At 72.1% G+C, this 19,020-nt stretch carries 15 protein-coding genes; 4 read left to right on the top strand and 11 right to left on the bottom strand.

What is annotated here, in order from left to right:
• Nucleotides 1–4: 4 nt before the first annotated feature.
• Nucleotides 5–1,189, bottom strand: coding sequence for a response regulator transcription factor (locus BN6_RS42600; RefSeq protein ID WP_015103535.1), 1,185 nt, complete (start codon nt 1,187–1,189; stop codon nt 5–7).
• 1,256 nt (nt 1,190–2,445) lie between these two features.
• Between BN6_RS42600 and BN6_RS29715 the strand changes: the two genes are divergently transcribed.
• Nucleotides 2,446–3,453: a GNAT family N-acetyltransferase gene (locus tag BN6_RS29715; RefSeq protein WP_158509462.1), complete on the top strand. Its 1,008-nt coding sequence runs from the start codon at nt 2,446–2,448 to the stop codon at nt 3,451–3,453.
• A 57-nt stretch (nt 3,454–3,510) separates the two neighbouring features.
• Here the strand turns inward: BN6_RS29715 and BN6_RS42605 are convergent, their stop codons facing one another.
• Nucleotides 3,511–4,143 (bottom strand): hypothetical protein, encoded by a 633-nt coding sequence (locus BN6_RS42605; protein WP_148303084.1) that lies wholly within the window; start codon nt 4,141–4,143, stop codon nt 3,511–3,513.
• A 293-nt stretch (nt 4,144–4,436) separates the two neighbouring features.
• Between BN6_RS42605 and BN6_RS29725 the strand changes: the two genes are divergently transcribed.
• A complete protein-coding gene (locus BN6_RS29725) occupies nt 4,437–4,955 on the top strand; it encodes a lytic polysaccharide monooxygenase auxiliary activity family 9 protein (protein WP_015103539.1) in 519 nt (172 codons plus the stop codon).
• A 77-nt stretch (nt 4,956–5,032) separates the two neighbouring features.
• On the opposite strand, the gene BN6_RS29730 is transcribed toward BN6_RS29725, so the two are convergent.
• Nucleotides 5,033–5,761, bottom strand: a complete 729-nt coding sequence (locus BN6_RS29730) for an SDR family NAD(P)-dependent oxidoreductase (protein ID WP_015103540.1) — start codon at nt 5,759–5,761, stop codon at nt 5,033–5,035.
• 866 nt (nt 5,762–6,627) lie between these two features.
• Between BN6_RS29730 and BN6_RS42610 the strand changes: the two genes are divergently transcribed.
• On the top strand, nt 6,628–7,110 hold the full coding sequence (locus tag BN6_RS42610) for an ANTAR domain-containing protein (protein WP_015103541.1): 483 nt from the start codon (nt 6,628–6,630) through the stop codon (nt 7,108–7,110).
• Here the strand turns inward: BN6_RS42610 and treZ are convergent.
• The 6 genes from treZ to BN6_RS29765 all read right to left on the bottom strand — a co-directional run bounded on the left by treZ (nt 7,059) and on the right by BN6_RS29765 (nt 16,508).
• Entirely contained in the window at nt 7,059–8,819 is a 1,761-nt protein-coding gene (gene treZ, locus BN6_RS29740; RefSeq protein ID WP_015103542.1) for a malto-oligosyltrehalose trehalohydrolase, read from the bottom strand. The two genes, BN6_RS42610 and treZ, sit on opposite strands and share 52 nt — an antisense overlap.
• Nucleotides 8,816–10,969 (bottom strand): malto-oligosyltrehalose synthase, encoded by a 2,154-nt coding sequence (gene treY, locus BN6_RS29745; protein WP_015103543.1) that lies wholly within the window; start codon nt 10,967–10,969, stop codon nt 8,816–8,818. The genes treZ and treY overlap by 4 nt, the downstream gene beginning before the upstream one ends.
• Nucleotides 10,966–13,089: a glycogen debranching protein GlgX gene (gene glgX / locus BN6_RS29750; protein WP_015103544.1), complete on the bottom strand. Its 2,124-nt coding sequence runs from the start codon at nt 13,087–13,089 to the stop codon at nt 10,966–10,968. Before glgX ends, treY begins: the two co-directional genes overlap by 4 nt.
• 50 nt (nt 13,090–13,139) lie before the next feature.
• Nucleotides 13,140–13,475, bottom strand: a complete 336-nt coding sequence (locus tag BN6_RS29755; RefSeq protein WP_015103545.1) for a hypothetical protein — start codon at nt 13,473–13,475, stop codon at nt 13,140–13,142.
• A gap of 88 nt (nt 13,476–13,563) precedes the next feature.
• On the bottom strand, nt 13,564–15,426 hold the full coding sequence (gene malQ / locus BN6_RS29760; protein ID WP_051076060.1) for a 4-alpha-glucanotransferase: 1,863 nt from the start codon (nt 15,424–15,426) through the stop codon (nt 13,564–13,566).
• 140 nt (nt 15,427–15,566) lie between these two features.
• Nucleotides 15,567–16,508 (bottom strand): LacI family DNA-binding transcriptional regulator, encoded by a 942-nt coding sequence (locus BN6_RS29765; RefSeq protein WP_015103547.1) that lies wholly within the window; start codon nt 16,506–16,508, stop codon nt 15,567–15,569.
• Nucleotides 16,509–16,638: 130 nt separating this feature from the next.
• Between BN6_RS29765 and BN6_RS29770 the strand changes: the two genes are divergently transcribed.
• Nucleotides 16,639–17,097 carry a peroxiredoxin gene (locus tag BN6_RS29770; protein ID WP_015103548.1) on the top strand — a complete coding sequence of 153 codons (459 nt, stop codon included), beginning with the start codon at nt 16,639–16,641 and terminating at the stop codon, nt 17,095–17,097.
• Between the two features lie 221 nt (nt 17,098–17,318).
• Here BN6_RS29770 and BN6_RS29775 read toward each other — a convergent pair whose 3' ends face one another.
• Together BN6_RS29775 and BN6_RS29780 are read right to left on the bottom strand one after the other, a co-directional pair.
• Nucleotides 17,319–17,900: a TetR/AcrR family transcriptional regulator gene (locus BN6_RS29775; RefSeq protein WP_041318599.1), complete on the bottom strand. Its 582-nt coding sequence runs from the start codon at nt 17,898–17,900 to the stop codon at nt 17,319–17,321.
• Between the two features lies 1 nt (nt 17,901).
• Nucleotides 17,902–18,852 carry an LLM class F420-dependent oxidoreductase gene (locus BN6_RS29780; RefSeq protein WP_041314517.1) on the bottom strand — a complete coding sequence of 317 codons (951 nt, stop codon included), beginning with the start codon at nt 18,850–18,852 and terminating at the stop codon, nt 17,902–17,904.
• Nucleotides 18,853–19,020: the final 168 nt, after the last annotated feature.

Genomic DNA, 19,020 nt, shown 5'->3' on the forward strand with positions numbered 1-19,020 from the left:
CGGCCTACTCCGCCGATCCGGCCGGCGCAGGTGACGGGTCGTCGTCCGGCCGCGCGGCGGGGGCCCGCTCGTCGGACAGGGCCAGGAGCCGCTCGGCGTGGCCGAAACCGATCCGGGGGCTTGGTGCCGGCCGGTTCGGAGGTTGGTAGTAGTAGCCGAGGCCGTGCGCGGTGACGATCGTGGCGACCGACAGGCCGGCGCCGGCGAGCTTCGAGCGCAGCACGCTGACCAGGACCGTCAAGTGCCGCTTGTGGGAGGCCACCACCCCGGCGTCCGCCCACACGTGCGCGATGATCGCGTCGAGCGACTGGACGGTGCCGGCCGACCGGACGAGGAACTCGACCAACCGGAACTCGCGGCGCGACAACGTGATCGCGGTGCCGCCGACGCTGACCTCCGAGAGGCGGAGGTCCACCCGCAGGACCCCGTCGTCGTAGACCTGCCCGGTCGGGGCAGTCGCCGCCCGCATGGCCCGGCGGATGCGGGCCAGCAGTTCGCCGACGTCGCAGGGTTTGACGATGTAGTCGTCGGCCCCGATGTCGAGGCCGAGGGCGATGTCGTCGATCTCGCCGCGCGCCGTCACGACGACCACCGGGACGTCGCTCGCGGCGCGGAGCGTGCGCAGCAACGTGATCCCGTCGATGTCGGGCAGGCCGAGGTCGAGCAGCACCAGGTCGGGTCGCCGGGTCAACGCCTCGCGCAGCCCCGTTCGGCCGTCCCGGGCCGCGACGACCTCGTACCCCCGCTGCCGCAGGATCGTGCTCAGCGCGTCGATCACCCGGGCGTCGTCCTCGATGACCAGCACCCGTCCCTGCCCCTGCTGTCCCGGTGCGGCCCGCGCCGGTCCGGTGGCCGCACCGGCGACGGGCCGTGCCTCCACCGCCGTCGCCGACGCCCCCTGGCCGACCAGGAACGCCAGCGCCAGTTCCCGGCACGCGGGGCAGACCTTGAGCTCGCGCCCGTCCACCGTGAGCACGAACGCGGCGGCCCGTTCGCACCGGTGCCCGGCGACCTCGACGTCGCACTGCCGGGCCTGCCGAGCCGCGGCTCGTCCGGTCTCGTGCTTGCGGACGCGGTGGGCGCGCGAGCGGCACCGGTCCGAGCAGAACTTGCGCGGTCGCCCCGTCTCGGTCGAGTCCGGCAGCGGCCCGCCGCAGACCTGGCAGGTGTCGCCGGTAGGAGTCGTCACCCGCGGCCCCCTCCTGATTCACCGCAACGAAACCGCTTTCGTGCCGCCCCTGACGGTAGTGCCGGGCGGACACCACTTGGCTCGTGCCGGTCGGTGCTGTTCCCTGTGAGGGGGACGGTCCGGCCGCCTCGCGGCGGCCGGACCTCCGGTGTCACGGTCGCTCATGCCTGCCAGCGTCGACGACCGTGTCACCGACCACGATGAGCGCCCTCGCCGTCACGGCGAGGGCGACATCCCCCTTCAGCGGTGCCACGACACCCTCCAGCACCACGAGGGCCGCCCGGACCGGCTTCCAGATCCGGGGTGCGCGGTCGCGACGCCACCGCCCGGCCCGCCGAAGCCCGGCGCGCACCCGTGGGGCCCGCACCAGCGGTTTCGACCGAGCCGTCCGACTCGAAGGAACGACCACCTCGACGACCTCCTCCCGACAGCGGACGCGATCATCGCGGGCTGTCGCGACGAGCCCCGAGGCACCATCGCCGCGGGAGAAGACCTTCGACCGGCGGCCACTTCCCCGTCGCCGGAGGTGTGGTCGACCAACCGTCACCCACAGGCCCGCAGCGGGCAAGATCACCCAAACAACATCACGATCCGCCGGTGCAGGCCGCGCCCGCTCCACGTGCGAACGCCGAGACAGCGCACGAACGCGGGACGGAACCCGCGAGGAGCCCAGCCGGCGCGTCGACCTGGTGATCGGGGCGGACGGGCTGCACTCCGCGCTGCGGGCGGTGGTGTTCGCGGTGTTCCCCTTCGCCTCGGCCGGCCTGGACGTCGACCACCCCGACGTCCAGGCCCCGAACGCCTGCTGCGCGAGCAGAAGGCCGGCTTCGGCTGCTCGACCCGGCGCATCCACGCGCACCTGGACGACACCCCGGAGTTCTTCCTCAATCAAGTCACCCAGGTGGTGATGGACCGCTGGTCCAGCGGCCGGTGGGGCTGCTCGGTGACGCGGCGTTCAGCTCGTCGCCGCTGTCCGGGCAGGCACCGGACCGGCCCTGCTCGGCGCCCACCTGCTGGATCCGGACGCCGACCCGAGCACCGGGCCCGACGCAGAGCCTGACGCCGAGTGGCTCACCGAGTTGGTCGAACGGGCGATCAACGGCATCGAGCTGGGTGCTATCCGGTGCGCCGCCGAGACGGTCGGTGTGGAACCGACGTGAACGGGACGAAGACCCAGCGGTGGATCGCTCGGACGGCGCCCCGACAGTCACGGATCGCGTGGCGTGACAGCAGCCGGTTTCGGCACAATGGCCTTCATGGGGGTTGAGCTGTTCGACATCGGGGCGACGACGGAAGAAGAACTGCGGAGCGTTCACCGGGTAGTGCTGGCGGCACAGGCAGTCGATCGGCCGGACGAGGTGCCCGTGACGTTCGAGGCGCTCGTGGGGGGTCTGCGGAGCCCGCCGGCCGGGTTCGGTCCGCGCCGGTACTGGGTTGCGCGACGCGACAGCGAGATCGTGGCCGTCGCGTTCGTGAACCTTCCGGACGCGGAGAACAGCCATCTCGCGTTGGTGACGATCACAGTGCATCCGCGACTGCGTCGTATGGGGATCGGCACGGCGTTCCTGCGGGACCTGCTCCCCCGGCTGGAAGGCCGGACTGTCGTCGAAGGGTGGGAGATCACCAGCGGCGGCGCCGGTGAGCACTGGGCCACCTCAGTGGGGTTCCGGGTCGTCAACACGATGGTTCTGCAACTGTTGCCGGTGGCCGATGTCGATCGGTCGACCTGGGACGTTCCGGTGCCCGCCGGTTACCGAGTTCAGGACTGGGTCGGCGCGGCGCCTGGTGCACTGCTGGAGTCCTTCGCCCATGCGCGGAACACGTTGCGCGACGCACCCTTCGGTGACATCGACTTCCAGGCTCCGCTGTGGAACCGCGACCGGGTGCGAGAGGCCGAGGCCGACTTGCGCGCCCGTGGTGTCGAGCAGCGGATGGTGGTGGCGGTGCACGAAGAGTCCGGCGACGTCGTCGGCGTCACCGAGGTCGAGGTGCGGCCGCACCGGCCGTTCTGGGCGTCGCAGCGGGAGACGTCGGTGTTGGGCGCACACCGCGGACACGGGCTCGGTCGGTGCATCAAGGCGCACATGGCACGGCGATTGCTGGCCGATCGACCTGACATCGAGCGTTTCTACACCACGACGAGCGCGGACAACGCGCACATGATCCGGGTCAACGAGGCGATCGGATACCGGACCGTCAGAACCCAGGTATCAGTGAAGCAAGACGTCACGGTACTGACGGCTCATCCAAGGGTGCTCGGGTAGACGAGGTGGCGAGCCGGTCGACGGTAGGAGAACTGGAGGCCGGTCCCGTTCCGTCGGTCATCCTCTCGTCGGTGTGGAGAGCGCGTGCTTTGCGTGCCGGCCGGCCGCTGCTGCGCACGTCTTCCCGCCCTCACCTGTGCGTGCCAGGGCGTGCGGCTGTGCCCGGCGTAGCGCCGGGCACAGCCCGGTCTCGATCTCCACGAGGTGGTCGCGCCGGCGTTCGGCCTCGGCAACAACCTCCGCGGGCAGGAACTCCAGCAGCCCGAACGGCTCCATGACGGCCAGGCTGATGCCCTCCAGGACGACGAAGTCCGCGGCGGCCATCAACAGCGCGGAGCCTTCGGCCAGGCGAGCGATGTAGTCCGGAGCGTGTGAGCGGACCTCCTCTGTGGCCCAGACCAGCCAGAACGGCTGGGAGGCGATTCCCACTACCTCGGGATCGAAGTCCAGCAGGACCAGCCGGTGTCGATCCGGCCACGACTCGTAGCCCACCGAACCCGTCGTCGCCGTCCACCGGCGCCCGACGTGATGCCGCTGCCCCTTGTACGGGAAACCGCGCGCCGGCACGCAGTGCTCGAACGGCACGGAGCACGCTTCGGTGAGACGAACGCGCTGCTCACCACGCTCGTCCGCGTACGCGAGTGCAAACCGCTCAGCCGGCGATGGCCGCGCCGCCGGGCACAAGATCAAGCGTCGGCACCGAGGGCATTCACTCGGGCGACGCCAGCGCCGACTCACCGTCACCGACGACTACCTCCGGACCCTGACACCCCACCGACGACTGGGTCCGGACACCGCCATCTTCAGCTGGCCGGGACCCCTCTGACCCGGCCTTACAGTTAAAAGTTGTCACAGTGCAATCACACAGAGTATGGTCTAGACCTGCCGCCGCGTTGGGTGAAATGTCCGCCCAAAGCGGTTTCGGCTGCTTCGGGTACGGGCCGGCCCAGCGAAAGTCCTGTCCACCCGAAAGGAGCTGACACATGGCACTCCGCCGACGGATCGCCGCGTTGGCGGCCGGCGTACTCGCCGCGCCGCTGCTGGTGGTCGCACTGCCGACCTCCCAGGCGTTCGCCCACGGATACGTGTCGTCACCGCCCAGCAGGCAGGCGCAGTGCGCCAAGGGCACCGTGAGCTGTGGCGCCGTCAAGTACGAGCCGCAGAGCGTGGAAGGCCCGAAGGGGCTGCGCAGCTGCAACGGCGGCGTCGCAGGGTTCGCCGACCTGAACAACGACAGCAAGGGTTGGAAGGTCACGAGCGTCGGCCAGACGGTCACGTTCAACTGGGTGTTCACCGCCCGGCACCGCACCTCCAACTACGAGTACTACATCGGCGGCAAGCGGGTCGGGTTCGTCGACGGCAAGAACCAGCAGCCGCCGGCGTCCGTGTCGCACACCATCAACCTCGGTGGCGTCACCGGCCAGCAGAAGGTGCTCGCCATCTGGAACATCGGCGACACCTCGAACGCGTTCTACGCCTGCATCGACGTCAACGTGAGCTGATGACGGCCTGAGGACGCGGCAAGACCGAACACCGGCGGGGGCGTGCCAGCCTGTAGGCACGCCCCCGCCCTTGCCGCTCAGCTCGTGAAACCGCCGTCCACGGCCAACTGCGTGCCCGTCACGTACCGGGCCTCGTCGGAGACCAGGTACGCCACCGCGGCCGCGACCTCGTCGGGCTGCCCGTACCGGCCGACCGCCGTGAGCGCGCGGATCGCGTCGGCCATCGGGTGGTCCTCGGGGTTCATGTCGGTGGCGGTCGGACCGGGGCAGACCAGGTTGACCGTGATGCCGCGCGGCCCCAGTTCCCGGCCCAGCGCCTTGGTCAGGCCCAGCAGGGCCGCCTTGCTCGCCGAGTACAGCGAGAAGCCGGGGAACGCGGCCCGCTCGGCGACGTTGCTGCCGATGCTCACGATCCGCCCGCCCGCGCCCAGGTGCGGCAGGGCCGCCTTGACCGCCAGGAACGGCGCGCGCACGTTCACGTCGAACGTCCGGTCGAACTCCTCGACCCCCAGTTCCTCCACCGGTCCCACCAGGAACTCGGCGGCGTTGTTCACCACGATGTCCAGCCGGCCCAGGGTGGCCGCGGTCTCGGCGACCGCCGCCCCGATCGCCGCCGGGTCGGCGCTGTCCGCCCGGATCGCCAGCACCCGCCGGCCGATCGCCTTGATCTCCTCCACCACGTCGTCCGCGTTGCTCCGGTAGGTCAGCGCGACGTCCGCGCCGTCGCGCGCCAGCCGCCGCGCCACCGCCGCGCCGATCCCACGACTACCACCGGTGACCAGCGCGACCTTGCCTTCGATGTTCATGGCACCGATCGTGGTCGGCCGGCGGCCGGAAGTCCGGCGGCAATCGGACGTCGCGCCGGCGCCCGGGGACGGATCAAGAAACCCGTTGCGAGAGGCGCCGGTGACCGCATAGCGTTCTCGGTACACGAGGAAGGAGGTGGTCCGAAGTTGTATAGCTACAGGACTCTGCGTGAGGTGGCTGTCCGCTAGGACCTCCCCCAAGGTGGTCTGGGCGAATCCCAGGCAGCCACCCGGCCCCCGTGACCCCGAGCCCAGTCCAGCTCGGCCCGCACAGCGTGCGGGAGACGGTCAGGGGGCCGTTTCACGTTCCCGGCCCGCTCACCCACCGTGTGCGGCCCGCTGCACCACCTCACTCCGGCGAGACGGCCGGACCGGCCGTGCGAAGCCCCACGCCGCCGATGCGGGAACCCGTCCGGTCACGGCCCGCCGGCCGCACGCGCACCACGTGGCTCGAAGCCGACAGCGCACCGGACAGGTCCGTCCGCACGACGAGCCTTCGCGTGCAGCCGCACGGTGTTCGGCGCGGTGACCCCACCTGACGACAGGCCGCGCAACGGCCCGCAGCGGCGCGCTCAGGGCCGGCACCGCACGGCCGGGCGGAACCGGCCCGCGCGCCCGCGACACGCCGGGCGCGGGCCGTCGCACCGCCGGGCCTCGGGTCCCGAGCCGAACCACAGCCCCGAAACCGGACGTGCCGCCGGTCTCGACTACGGTGATCGTTCACGCGGTTGAAAAGCCAGCCGCAAGCCACCAGGAGCCCAGCACGCTGGGCACCAGGGTCAGCGACCGCTGAGGGCTTGCCGGGGCTGGCACCGCCCTCCCTCGCGCGCGCCGGCCCGCTTTCGACGCGCGAGAGGAGCCCGACCGTGGTCGGGGACGACGGACTGGACGGAACGCTTGCCGCGCGGATCGCCAGCCTTGAGGCCGAGGTGTCGGGACTGCGCAAGGCGGTGCAGACCCGCACCGTCATCGGGCAGGCCACCGGCCTGATCGCGGCCGTGCAGGGCTGCACGCCTCAACAGGGGTTCCGGCTGCTGGTCGCCATGTCGCAACACCACAACGTGAAGCTGCACACCATCGCCGTGAAGCTGCTGGACCTGGCGGCCGAACTCGGACCACGCCGCGCCGTGCACGCGGTCCACCAGCCCAACGGCGAGGTGGACCCCGCCGACTGGCCCGGCACCGAGGTGGTGCACGCCGCGCGGCGGCTGGTCGCGGCCTACGACGCGGCCAACACCGCCGGCGCGGAACACCCCGAGGTGCGAAGACGACTGGCGGACCAGCTCGCCCTCGCCGGTCAACTGCTCGCCGAGAAGCTGGCCGAAGTCGGCTGGCTGCCCGACAGCTGAACCACCGCGAACGATTCGGCGGGCAGGCGCACCGCCTGCCCGACCACCTCCGCCGCACCCGAAGCCAGCAGCACAGCCGAACCTCGCTGCCCCGAACCCTGTGACGCGGACTCCGGCAGCGTGACCACGGCGTCGTCCGCACCGAGGTTGCACAGCACCCGCAGCCCGCCGCGCACCAGCACCAGCACGTCGCCGTCCTGCTCGACGCCGAACCGGTCCAGCCTCGGGTCCGACAGCTCCGGGTGCGACCGCCGCAGCGCGATCAGCCCCCGGTAGAGCTCCAGCACCCGCCGGTGCGGGTCGGCCGAGAGCTCGTCCCACACCAGCGTCGACCGCTCGACCGTCGCCGGGTCGACCGGGTCGGGCACGTCCGACTCGCCCCACCCGTGCCGGGCGAACTCGCGCCGCCGGCCGGTGCGCACCGCCTCCGCCAACTCCGGGTCCGGGAAGGAGGCGAAGAACTGCCACGGCGTGCTCGCCGCCCACTCCTCCCCCATGAACAGCATCGGCGTGTACGGCGAGCACAGCACGATCGCCGCCCCCACCGCGAGCCGCCCGAGCGGCACCGTCGCGGACAGCCGGTCGCCGGTCGCCCGGTTGCCGATCTGGTCGTGGTTCTGCAGGTACGCCAGGAACCGGTACCCCGGCAGCCGCCGGTCGACCGGGCGTCCGTGGTGCCGGTGCCGGAACGACGACCAGGTGCCGGCGTGGAAGAACACCTCCCGCAACGTCGAGGGCAGCGCGCCGGCGAAATCCGGGTAGTAGCCGAACGTCTCCCCGCTCAACGCCACGTGCAGCGCGTGGTGCAGGTCGTCGTCCCACTGCGCGGTCAGCCCGTACCCGCCGGCCTCGCGCGCGCTCACCAGCCGGGCGTCGTTCAGGTCGGACTCGGCGATCAGCGTCAACGGCCGGCCCAGTGCCGCCGACAGCGCGTCCACCTCGACCGCGAGCTGTTCCAGCACGTGCACCGCGCCCCGGTCGACCAGCGCGTGCACCGCGTCCAGCCGCAGCCCGTCGACGTGGAAGTCGCGCAGCCAACCCAGCGCGTTGTCGATCACGTACCGGCGCACGGCGTCGGAGTCCGCGCCGTCGAGGTTGAGGCCGGGACCCCAGTCGTTGCTGCCCGCGAAGTACGGCCCGAACCGGTCCAGGTACGCGCCGGAGGGCCCGAGGTGGTTGTAGACCACGTCCAGCAGCACGGCCAGGCCGCGCGCGTGACAGGCGTCCACGAACCGCTTGAACCCGTCCGGCCCGCCGTACGGCTCGTGCACCGCGCCCCACAGGACGCCGTCGTAGCCCCAGCCCGCGACCCCGTCGAACGAGTTCACCGGCATCACCTCGACGTGCGTGATCCCGAGGTCCACCAAGTGGTCCAGCCGCTCGACGGCCCCGTCGAAGGTGCCCGCCGACGTGAACGTCCCGATGTGCAGCTCGTAGATCACCGCGCCGGGCAGCCCGCGCCCGGTCCACGTGCCGTCGGTCCACTCGAACGCCGTGTGGTCGTAGACCCGCGACGCCTCGTGCACCCCGTTGGGCTGCCAGAGCGAACGGGGGTCGGGCAGCGCGTCGCCGTCGAGCACGAACGCGTAGTCCACACCGTCCACATCGGAGTGCCACCACCCGCCGTCGCCGGCGGTCATCTCGTGGTCGTGTCCGTCCACCCGCACCTGGACGCGCTCGTGGTGCGGCGCCCACACCGAAAAGCTCACTGATCTCCTCGCACCAGCAGTGCCACCGGGTAGTGGTCCAACAGGTCGGCCAGCCGGGTGCGCGCGGGCCGCGACGTGAGCACGTCGGTCCACGCGCCGGGCGGCAGTGGCAGTTCGGTGCCGCCCCAGCCGCCCGCGGCGGCCAGGCCCACCGGCAGCCGGGTGGCCACCGCGATGACGCCGGTCCGCTCGAACGCGACGACGTGCGCCGCGCGCGGCCCGGACGCGGGCAGCGGCCGGTAGCCGCGGAACAGCTCCGGGCGGTCCCGCCGCAGCCGCAACGCCTTGTGCACCAGCAGGAGCTTGGCCGCGCCGGTCTCGTCCACCGGCGGCAGCCAGCCGTCGGCGATGGCGTCGAGCAGTTCACGGCGCACCGCGTAGTCCACCGGCCGCCGGTTGTCCGGGTCGACCAGCGACAGGTCCCACAGCTCGGTGCCCTGGTAGACGTCCGGCACGCCGGGCGCGGTGAGCTGCACCAGCTTCTGCCCCAGCGCGTTGGACCGGCCGGGGGCCTCGACCCGGGCGACGAACGCGGCCACGTCGGCGGCCAGCGGGCCGTCGAGCACCTCGCGCGGCCACGCCGCGACGGCCGCCTCGAACGGCTCGTCGTGGTCGACCCACGTGGTGCGGACCTTGGACTCCTTGGCCGCCTTGTCCAGGTAGCCCGCCATCCGGTCGGCGGTGATCGGCCACGCGCCCACCAGCGACTGCCAGGCCAGCAGGTTCAGCGACGGCTCGTCGATCGGGTGCGCGGCGGTCCACCGGCGCACGGCGGCGGCGAACTCGTCCGGGATCTCGGCGAGCACGGCCAGCCGCGCCCGCACGTCCTCGGACCGCTTGGTGTCGTGGGTGGACAGCGCGGTCATCGCGGCCGGCGACCCGGCCTCGCGGGCCGCCGCGCGCCCGTGGAACTCGGTCGGGGACATGCCGAACCGGTCCGGCGCGCCGCCCACCTCGTTGAGCGCCACGAACCGGGTGTACCGGTAGAACGCGGTGTCCTCGGTGCCCTTGGCCACCACCATGCCGGAGGTCTGCTGGATCCGGGTGGCCAGTTCGCCCTCCGGATCGGCGCGGACCTGTTCGTCCAGCGCCCGCGCCGCGTCCGAGCCGACCGTCGCGATCGCGGTGTCCCACGCGTCCCGCCCCTCGGGCAGGTAGGACCGGTAGACCGGGAAGGCGGCCATCACCGCGGCCACCGCCCGCTCGGCCTGGTCGCGGTCCGGGTGGTCGACCAGCGCCGCGATCCGGCGCACCTCCGCGCGCAGGATCGTGCCCGCGACCAGTTCGCGGCACTCGTGCTCGACGGCGGCGAAGTCCGTGGGCACGCCCAGTTCCGCGGCCAGCGCCGTGTGGCCCGCTTCGCCCGCCGGGTCGACGAACAGCCCGCACACCTCGCGCAGCGCGTCGTAGCCGGTGGTGCCGTCGACCGGCCAGCTCGCGGGCAGCGCCTCGTCCGGGCCGAGGATCTTCTCCACGACCAGCCAGCAGCCGGCCCGCTCGCGCAGCCGCCGCACGTAGCCGCCGGGGTCGGCCAGGCCGTCCGGGTGGTCCACCCGGAGCCCGGTCACGTCGCCCGCCGCGACCCACCGCAGCACCTCGCCGTGCGTCGCCTCGAAGACCTCCGGGTCCTCGACGCGCACCCCGGCGAGGGTGGTGATGTCGAAGAACCGCCGGTAGTTGAGCTCGGCGTTGCCGCGCCGCCAGAACGCCGACACGTAGTGCTCGTGCTCCCGCTCGTCCTCGGGCGACCCGGCGAAGGGCAGCAGCAGCTTGCCCGAGGACCAGTCGATGTCGAAGTACTTCGCGTACCGCGACTTCTCGCCGTGCTGGAGGACGTCCCACCACCACGGGTCGACCGGACCGTCCTCGACCGCCATGTGGTTGGGCACGATGTCCAGCACGAGCCCCAGCCCCACCTGCTTGAGCGCCTTGCCCAACGCCTGCCGGCCCGCCTCGCCGCCGAACTCCTCGCGCGCCCGCGTCGGGTCCACCACGTCGTAGCCGTGCGTGGACCCGGGCACCGCCTCCAGCAGCGGCGAGGCGTAGAGCGCGCCGACGCCCAGCGCGTCGAGGTAGTCGACGACCGCCTCCGCGTCGGCGAAGGTGAAGTCGGGGGTGAACTGGATCCGGTAGGTCGACGCCGGGCTCATTCGACGCCCGTCCGCTGGAGCACGACCAGCGAGCGCGCGGTCAGCGTGACCGTGCCGCCCGCCGGCACCGGCTCGCCCCGGTCGGCGTCTTGCACCACGCCCGTCGCCGTGTCGATCACCACGGTCCACTGCGGACCGTAGCTCGGGTCGGGCAGCGTGGTCTCGATGTCCTCGTAGTGGGCGTTGAACGCGATCAGGAACGAGTCGTCCAGGACCCGCATGCCGCGCCGGTCCAGGCTCGGGATGCCCTCGCCGTTGAGGAAGACCACGACGCAGCGGCCGAAGTCGTCCTCCCAGTTCTGCTCGGTCATCTCCTCGCCGGCGGGGGTGAACCAGGCGATGTCGCGCAGCTCGTCGCCCTTGCGGATCGGCTTGCCCTGGAAGAACCGGCGGCGGCGCAGCACCGGGTGCTTGCGCCGGAAGTCGGTGAGCGCGCCGGTGAACTCCACCAGGTCCCGGTTCTTCTCGACCAGCGACCAGTCCACCCAGGACAGCTCGTTGTCCTGGCAGTAGGCGTTGTTGTTGCCGTCCTGGGTGCGGCCCAGCTCGTCGCCGTGCAGCAGCATCGGCACGCCCTGCGACAGCAGCGTGGTGGCCAGCAGGTTGCGGCGCTGCCGGGCGCGCAGGTCGTTGACCTCCGGGTCGTCGGTCGGGCCCTCCACGCCGCAGTTCCACGACCGGTTGTCGTCCGCGCCGTCGCGGCCGTCCTCGCCGTTGGCGTCGTTGTGCTTGTCGTTGTACGACACCAGGTCGGTGAGGGTGAACCCGTCGTGCGCGGTGACGAAGTTGATCGACGCGTACGGCCGGCGGCCGTCGTCCTGGTAGAGGTCCGACGACCCGGTGATGCGGGACGCGAACTCACCCAGGGTGGCCGGCTCGCCGCGCCAGAAGTCCCGCACGGTGTCCCGGTACTTGCCGTTCCACTCGGTCCACAGCGGCGGGAAGTTGCCGACCTGGTAGCCGCCGGGCCCGACGTCCCACGGCTCGGCGATCAGCTTGACCTGGCTCACCACCGGGTCCTGCTGGACCAGGTCGAAGAACGTCGACAGCCGGTCCACGTCGTAGAACTCGCGGGCCAGCGTCGCGGCCAGGTCGAACCGGAAGCCGTCCACCCGCATCTCGGTCACCCAGTACCGCAGCGAGTCCATGATGAGCTGCAAGGTGTGCGGGCTGCGCACGTTGAGCGAGTTGCCGGTGCCGGTGTAGTCCATGTAGTACTTCGGCTCGTCCTCGACCAACCGGTAGTACGCCTGGTTGTCGATGCCGCGCATGGACAGCGTCGGCCCGAGGTGGTTGCCCTCGGCGGTGTGGTTGTAGACCACGTCGAGGATGACCTCGATGCCCGCCTCGTGCAGGGCGCGGACCATGCCCTTGAACTCCTGCACCTGGTTCGCCTGCTGCGGTAGCGCGGCGTAACCGTCGTGCGGTGCGAAGAACCCGATCGTGTTATAGCCCCAGTAGTTGCGCAGGCCCTTCTCGGACAGGCCGTGATCGGTGATGAACTGGTGCACCGGCATCAGCTCGACCGCGGTCACGCCGAGCGCCTTCAGGTGGTCGATCACCACGGGGTGCGCGAGACCCGCGTACGTGCCGCGCAACCGCTGCGGCACCTCGGGGTGCTGCATGGTCAGGCCGCGCACGTGCGTCTCGTAGATGACCGACTCGTTGTACGGGGTCCTCGGCGGGCGGTCGTCGGCCCAGTCGAAGAACGGGTTGACCACCATCGACAGCGGCACGTGACCGGCGGAGTCCAGGTCGTTGCGCTCATCGGGTGCCCCGAACGGGTAGCCGAACAGCGACTCGTGCCAGTCCACGGCGCCGCTGATCGCCTTGGCGTACGGGTCGATCAGCAGCTTGTTCGGGTTGCACCGCAGCCCGTGCTCCGGGTCGTGCGGGCCGTGCACCCGATAGCCGTACTTCTGACCGGGACCGATGCCGAGCAGGTAGCCGTGGTGGACGAAGCCGTCCACCTCCGGCAGCCGGACCCGGGTCTCGGTCCCGTCGTCGTCGAACAGGCACAGCTCGACGTACTCGGCCACCTCGGAGAACAGGGTGAAGTTGGTGCCGACGCCGTCATAACCCGCGCCGAGCGGGTAGGGCGTTCCGGGCCAGGGCCGCACAGGTGCTCCTTGAGGACGAGCTGGAACGATTTCGACCCTACGGTTCTAGATCACCGTCTGCGGGTGTGCGACCGGACGAGCTGCCCGCGGGCCGCCACGAGCAGCAGCCGGGCCTCCTGGAACTCGCCGTAGCGCAGGTGCTCGGCGGCCGCTTCCGCGCAGGCCACGGCCTGTTCGAGGGCGTCGTCGGCGGAGGGTTCGGTGCGCCTGAGGGCGTCCACCAAGGATTCTTCCGCCTGACGGGCGTTCGACACCTCGTCGAGGCGCTCCGACGGCCGGACGGCGGCCAGCGCGTACTCGACGGCCCCCTCCAGGACGTCGCCGGGAGAGGTCGGGATCATCTGTTCGGGCACCGTCCCGGTGCGGGACACCAACTCGGTGTTCACTGGTGAATGCCACCTCCAAGGCCGGCACGGGTGACGGCTCGACGATACTCCGCAGTCGTGCGGCCCGCGGTGACGGGCGTGTTCTCGATCACCGGCCGCGCCCTGCCACGAACGCGGCCGCCACCCGCCGCACACGGGTGTCGGTGAACAGGTCGGCCAGCCGGACCGGCAGCGGGATCCGCCAGTTCGGGTACTCGTCGACGGTGCCGGGCAGGTTCGGCTGGCGGGTCTCACCCAGCGCGTCCTGGGGCGATGTCAGGCACAGGAGGGACGGGGACTTCGCCAGCAGGGCGTGGAAAGCGGTAACCAGGTCATCGGCCGCCACCCCTTCCTGCTCCAGGAGCGCGACCAGTTCCGCGCGCTCCCGCTCCGCACTCCGGAATTCCCCGTCCGGGTCGCCCGCAAACTGCCCCAGATCGGCCCGCAGCCGAACGTGTTCGGCGTCGAGGAAACCGGCCACCGTCGGCAGGTCGTGGGTGGAGATGCTGGCCATCGCCGAGGTGGTCCACTCCCCCGGCGGGATCAGCGGGTGGCCGGGCCGGTCGTAGTCGCGCTGGAACCACAGCACGGCCGAGCTGAGCATGCCGTGCTCGTGCAGGCTCTCGGTGACCTTCGGCTCGACCGTGCCCAGGTCCTCCCCCACGACGACCGCGCCCGCCCGGTGCGCCTCCAAGGTCAGCACGGCCAGCATCGCGTCGGCGTCGTAGTGCACGTACGTGCCGCGACCGGCGGGCTCGCCCGGCGGGATCCACCACAGCCGCCACAGGCCCGCGACGTGGTCGATCCGGATGCCGTCGCCGTGCCGCAGCACGTTGCGCAGCACCGCGCGGAACGGCTCGTAGCCCTGCTCGGCGAGCCGGTCCGGCCGCCACGGCGGCAGGTTCCAGTCCTGGCCGAGCTGGCTGAACGCGTCCGGCGGCGCGCCCACCCGCACGTCGGGCGCGAACGCGTCGCGGATCGCCCACGTGTCCGCCCCGCCGGGGTGCACGCCCACCGGCAGGTCGTGCACGATGCCGACCGGCATCGACCCGGCGGCCTCCCGGGCGTCCGCGAGCTGGCGCTCGCACAGGTCCTGCAACCAGGCGTGGAACCGCACCCGCTCCGGGTCGGCGGTCGCGCCGGCCGGGTCGCGCTGCTGTGCCGGCCACTGCCGCCAGTCCGGGCCGTGGACCTCGGCGAGCGCGCAGAACCGCGCGAAGTCCCGCAGGTCGCCCTCGGGGTCGGGGTGCTCGACCAGCGGCCAGAGCAGCTCCAGCGCGGCCTTCTTGGCCGTCCACACGGCGTCGTAGTCGATCAGCTCGGTGTCGTTGTCGGGGCGCAGCGCGTCGACGGCCGCGCGGGTCGCCGCGTCGGCGTCCCGGTACGCGGTGGTGTCCTCGACCCGGAGGTAGAGCGGGTTGGCGAACCGGCGGCTGGACGGCGAGTACGGCGAGCGCTCGACCGGGACGACCGGCGCGACCGCCTGCACCGGGTTGACCAGCAGCACGCCCGCGCCCAGCTCGTCGGCACTGCGCCGGGCGATCGTGGCGAGGTCGGCGAAGTCGCCCATGCCCCACGACTCGTCCGAGCGCATGGCGTAGAGCTGGAGCATCCAGCCCCAGACCTTGGGCACCGGGTCCAGCGCGCGCGGCGCGACCACCACCGTCCGCCCGCCCAGCCGGTGGTAGCCCAGCGGCGGCTCGGCGGGCAGCGCCAGCTCGCCGCCGTCCTCCAGCACCAGCACACCGGGACCGGGCAGCACGTCACCGGCCCGGAGCACCAGGGTCCCCGGCTCGGGCCGGGGCACGGTCAGCGCCCGGCGCACCGCCTCCGGGGTCGACGCGTCCACGTCCAGTTGGGCCAGCACGGCCACCACGACGTCGGGGTCGACCTCCACCCGGCGCTGTCCGGAATCCTCGTAGTGGGTAGCCACCCCGTGCAGTTCGGCCAGTGCGGCCAGCTCGTCGTCCACGTGGGACAGCTTCGTCGCACCCGGTGCCCGGAAGCCAGGCGGGGTCACCGTGGTCACCCGATGGTCGCAGACGGTTCATCGCCGTTCACCACGCGGACGGGTGATCATCCGCCGTGGCCACCCCGGTCACCGCCGGCCGCTCACCGCCGACCGGTCGACTCCCGGACCACCAGGTGCACCGACGGCGGCCGGTCGCCGTCCGCCGTGCCTCCCGCCCTGCCCTGCGACTCCTCGCGCAACTCGGCCAGCAGACCGGCCACCGCGTGCTCGCCGCGCTCCCGCCACGCGCCCTCCACGGCCGTGATGCCGACCGCGCGGGCCAGCTCCGGGCCGTCCAGGCTGACGATCGAGACGTCCTCCGGCACGCCCCGGCCGTCCCGGCGCAGCCGCAGGAACACGCCCAGCGCCACCTCGCCGCTGGAGCAGATCACCGCCGTGGGCAGCCGGTCGCCGTCGAGCAGCACGTCCGCCACCTGCTCGCCGCCCGCGACCGTGGACGACGACCAGAGCGTCCACTCCGGACGCACGTCCAGCCCCTCGGCGACCAGCAGCTCGTCGTAGGACTCGTCCACGTCCTCGGCGAGCACCAGCGCCACCTCGCGGTGGCCGAGTTCGAGCACGTGCCCGGCGGCCAGCCGCAACGCGTCGCGCAGGTCGTCGGGCCGCACCGCGACCACCGGGACGTCCAACGCGTCGAGCGCCTGCTGCTCGTCGTGGGAGAACTCGACGGAGAGCGCGAGGACCCCGTCCACCCGCCGGCCGAGCGGGGGCAGGTCCTCGAAGAACTTGGCACGGGAGTCGCCGTCGCGCAGCACGTACAGCAGCACGTCGTAGCCGGCGTTGCGCAGCGCGCCCTCCGCGCCGGCGAGCAGGTCGCCGCGCCCGACGTCGGCGGTCAGCACCGCCACGGCGTACTTGCGCCCGCCCGCGAGGCTCGACGCGTCCCGCGCGATCGCGTAGCGCATCCGCTTGGCGACCTCGGTGACGTAGCGGCGGGTCGCCTCGGACACCCCGGGCTCGCCCCGCAGCGCGCGCGACACCGTGGCCGCGGACACGCCGGCGGCGCGTGCGACATCGGACATGCTGGTCAATACCCACCTCCCCGACCTGACACGAGATTAGCGAGAACCGTACGGTCGGCCCGAAGCGAACACCGTGCGAGACGTGCCCACCACCCCCGGTGGCCTCGACGAGTGGAAGGACGCGCCACCCATGAAGGCAGGCGACACCGCCCCCGACTTCACCCTGGCCGACCAGGACGGCGCACCGCGCACGCTGTCCGGCCTGCTCGCGAACGGCCCGGTGGTGCTGTTCTTCTACCCGGCCGCGATGACCGGCGGCTGCACGGCCGAGAGCTGCCACTTCCGCGACCTGGCGGCGGAGTTCGCCGAAGCGGGCGCCCAGCGCGTGGGCATCAGCACCGACCCGGTCGCGAAGCAGAAGCAGTTCGCGGACCTGAACGACTTCGACTACCCGCTGCTCTCGGACGAAACGGGCGAGGTGGCGTCCCAATTCGGCGTGAAGCGCCGCTTCGGCCCCCTGCCCGTGAAGCGCCACACATTCGTGATCGACACCGACCGCACGGTCCTGGACGTGATCAAGTCGGAATTCTCCATGACCACCCACGCCGACAAGGCCCTGACCACCCTCCGCGCCCACGCCGACCGCTGACCCCACCCCCACCAGGGACTTCATGCCGCAAACCGTTCCCCACGCCACCTCGTGATCCGTTTCGCACAACAGCCGGTACGCCTCATCGCGAAACGTATCGCGAGCCGATGCCCCGTTAATTCCGCAATATGCAGCGCAATTCGGCTGGAATGCGCTACCGGGACCGGATGTCCGGAACTGTCACCAGGTTGTGGCCGCAGTGGCGGCTTCCTCGGCGTCGGTCAGGGGCGGAGGCCGGCGAGGACGAAGTCCGCGATCTCGGCGGCGAGGGTCGCGGGCGGCTTCGGGCCGTCCGGGCGGTACCAGGTCGGCAGTTGGTTCACCACGCCGAGCGCGATCAGGACGGCCGTGTCGGCGGGCACGCGCGCGCCGAACCGACCCTCGGCCTGCGCCTTCGCCACCACCGCGCGGAACGTCTCGTGGTAGCGGCGGCGGTCCGCGCGGACCGCGGCCATCCGCTCGGCGTCCAGCTTGTGCATCTCGCGCACGAACACCGCCGTCTCGTCCACGCTCGCCGCGGTCGTCTCGACCAGGCTCACCACGATCTCGCGGACCGTGGTGGCCGGGTCGGCGCCCTTCCCGACGATCCGGTCCAGCTCGGCGGTCTGCCGGCCGATCAGCGACCGGTAGATCTCGAAGAGCAGGTCGTCCTTGGAGCCGAAGTAGTGGTAGAGCGCGCCCTTGGTCACCGAGGCGGCCTCCACGACCTCCTGCACGGTGGTCGCGTCGAAGCCCTTGGCGGCGAACAGCCGGACGGCGGCGCTCACGATCCGGTCCGGCGTCGCCGGAGCCCTGCCGGTCACGTCAGGCGCCCGGAGCCAGCGCGCGCACCAGGTCGAGTTGGTCCGCACCGGTGGGCAGCACCGCGATGACCGGCGTGTCCACGCCGTTGGCCGCGTACTCCGCCACCCGCGCGCGGCACTGCTCGACGCTGCCGTGCACGACGAGGTCGTCCACCACCTCGTCCGGGACGAGCGCGGACGCGCCGCGCCGGTCGCCCGAGTTCCACGCCTCGTGCATGGGGCGGAGCGCCTCGCCGCGCCCCAGCCAGTCGTGGAACGCGGCGTAGGCGGGCACGGTCAAGTACGTGCTGATGAGCATCCGGCCGAGGGCACGGGCCGCGGCGGCGTCCTCGGTCGGGCAGACGAAGATGCGCGCGGCGAGTTCGCCCTGCCCGAGTTCGGCGCGGACCTTGACGACGTCGGCGGCGCCGAGCCAGTTGGTGATCGCCCCGTCGGCCTCGCGCCCGGCGAGGCGGAGCATGGTCGGGCGCAGCGCCGCGAGCATGATCGGCACCCGCTGCCCAGGGGCGCGTTCCAGCCGGAACCCGCGCACCGCGAACGTCTCGTACTGCTCGGTGACCTTCTCGCCGGCCAGCGCGGACTTGAGGAAGCGGAGGGTGTCGCGGGTGCGCTTGAAGGGCTCGGCGAACTCGACGCCGTTCCAGCGTTGCACGATCGCCGGCGACGACGAGCCGATGCCCAGCACGAACCGGCCGCCGGACACCTCGGCCAGGGTGGCGGCGGTCATCGCGAGCGTCGCCGGGCCGCGGGTGTAGACGGGCGCGATGGCGGTGCCCAGCCGAAGCCGGTCGGACCACTGGGCGGCCAGCGCCAACGGCGTGAACGCGTCGGTGCCCGCGGTCTCGGCCGACCAGACGTCGGTGTAGCCGAGATCGGCGAGTTCGGCGACCAGGTCACGGTGGTCGAGCACCGGAACCCCGGTCAGCGGCAACGTGATTCCCCAACGGCCCACGATCTCGCGCCTCCGTCCCGCACGGGTCTGGAGGCCCCACCGTACCGCAGGTACCGACCAGTCGGTATGCGCGACGACCACCCCGCACGCGCCTCGGCCCGGAGCAGGCAACCCCACTCCGGGCCGAGATCCACGCATGAAATGGACGTTCGTCCACGCCAACCAAAG

This window comes from Saccharothrix espanaensis DSM 44229, from assembly GCF_000328705.1.
Lineage (GTDB): Bacteria > Actinomycetota > Actinomycetes > Mycobacteriales > Pseudonocardiaceae > Actinosynnema > Actinosynnema espanaense.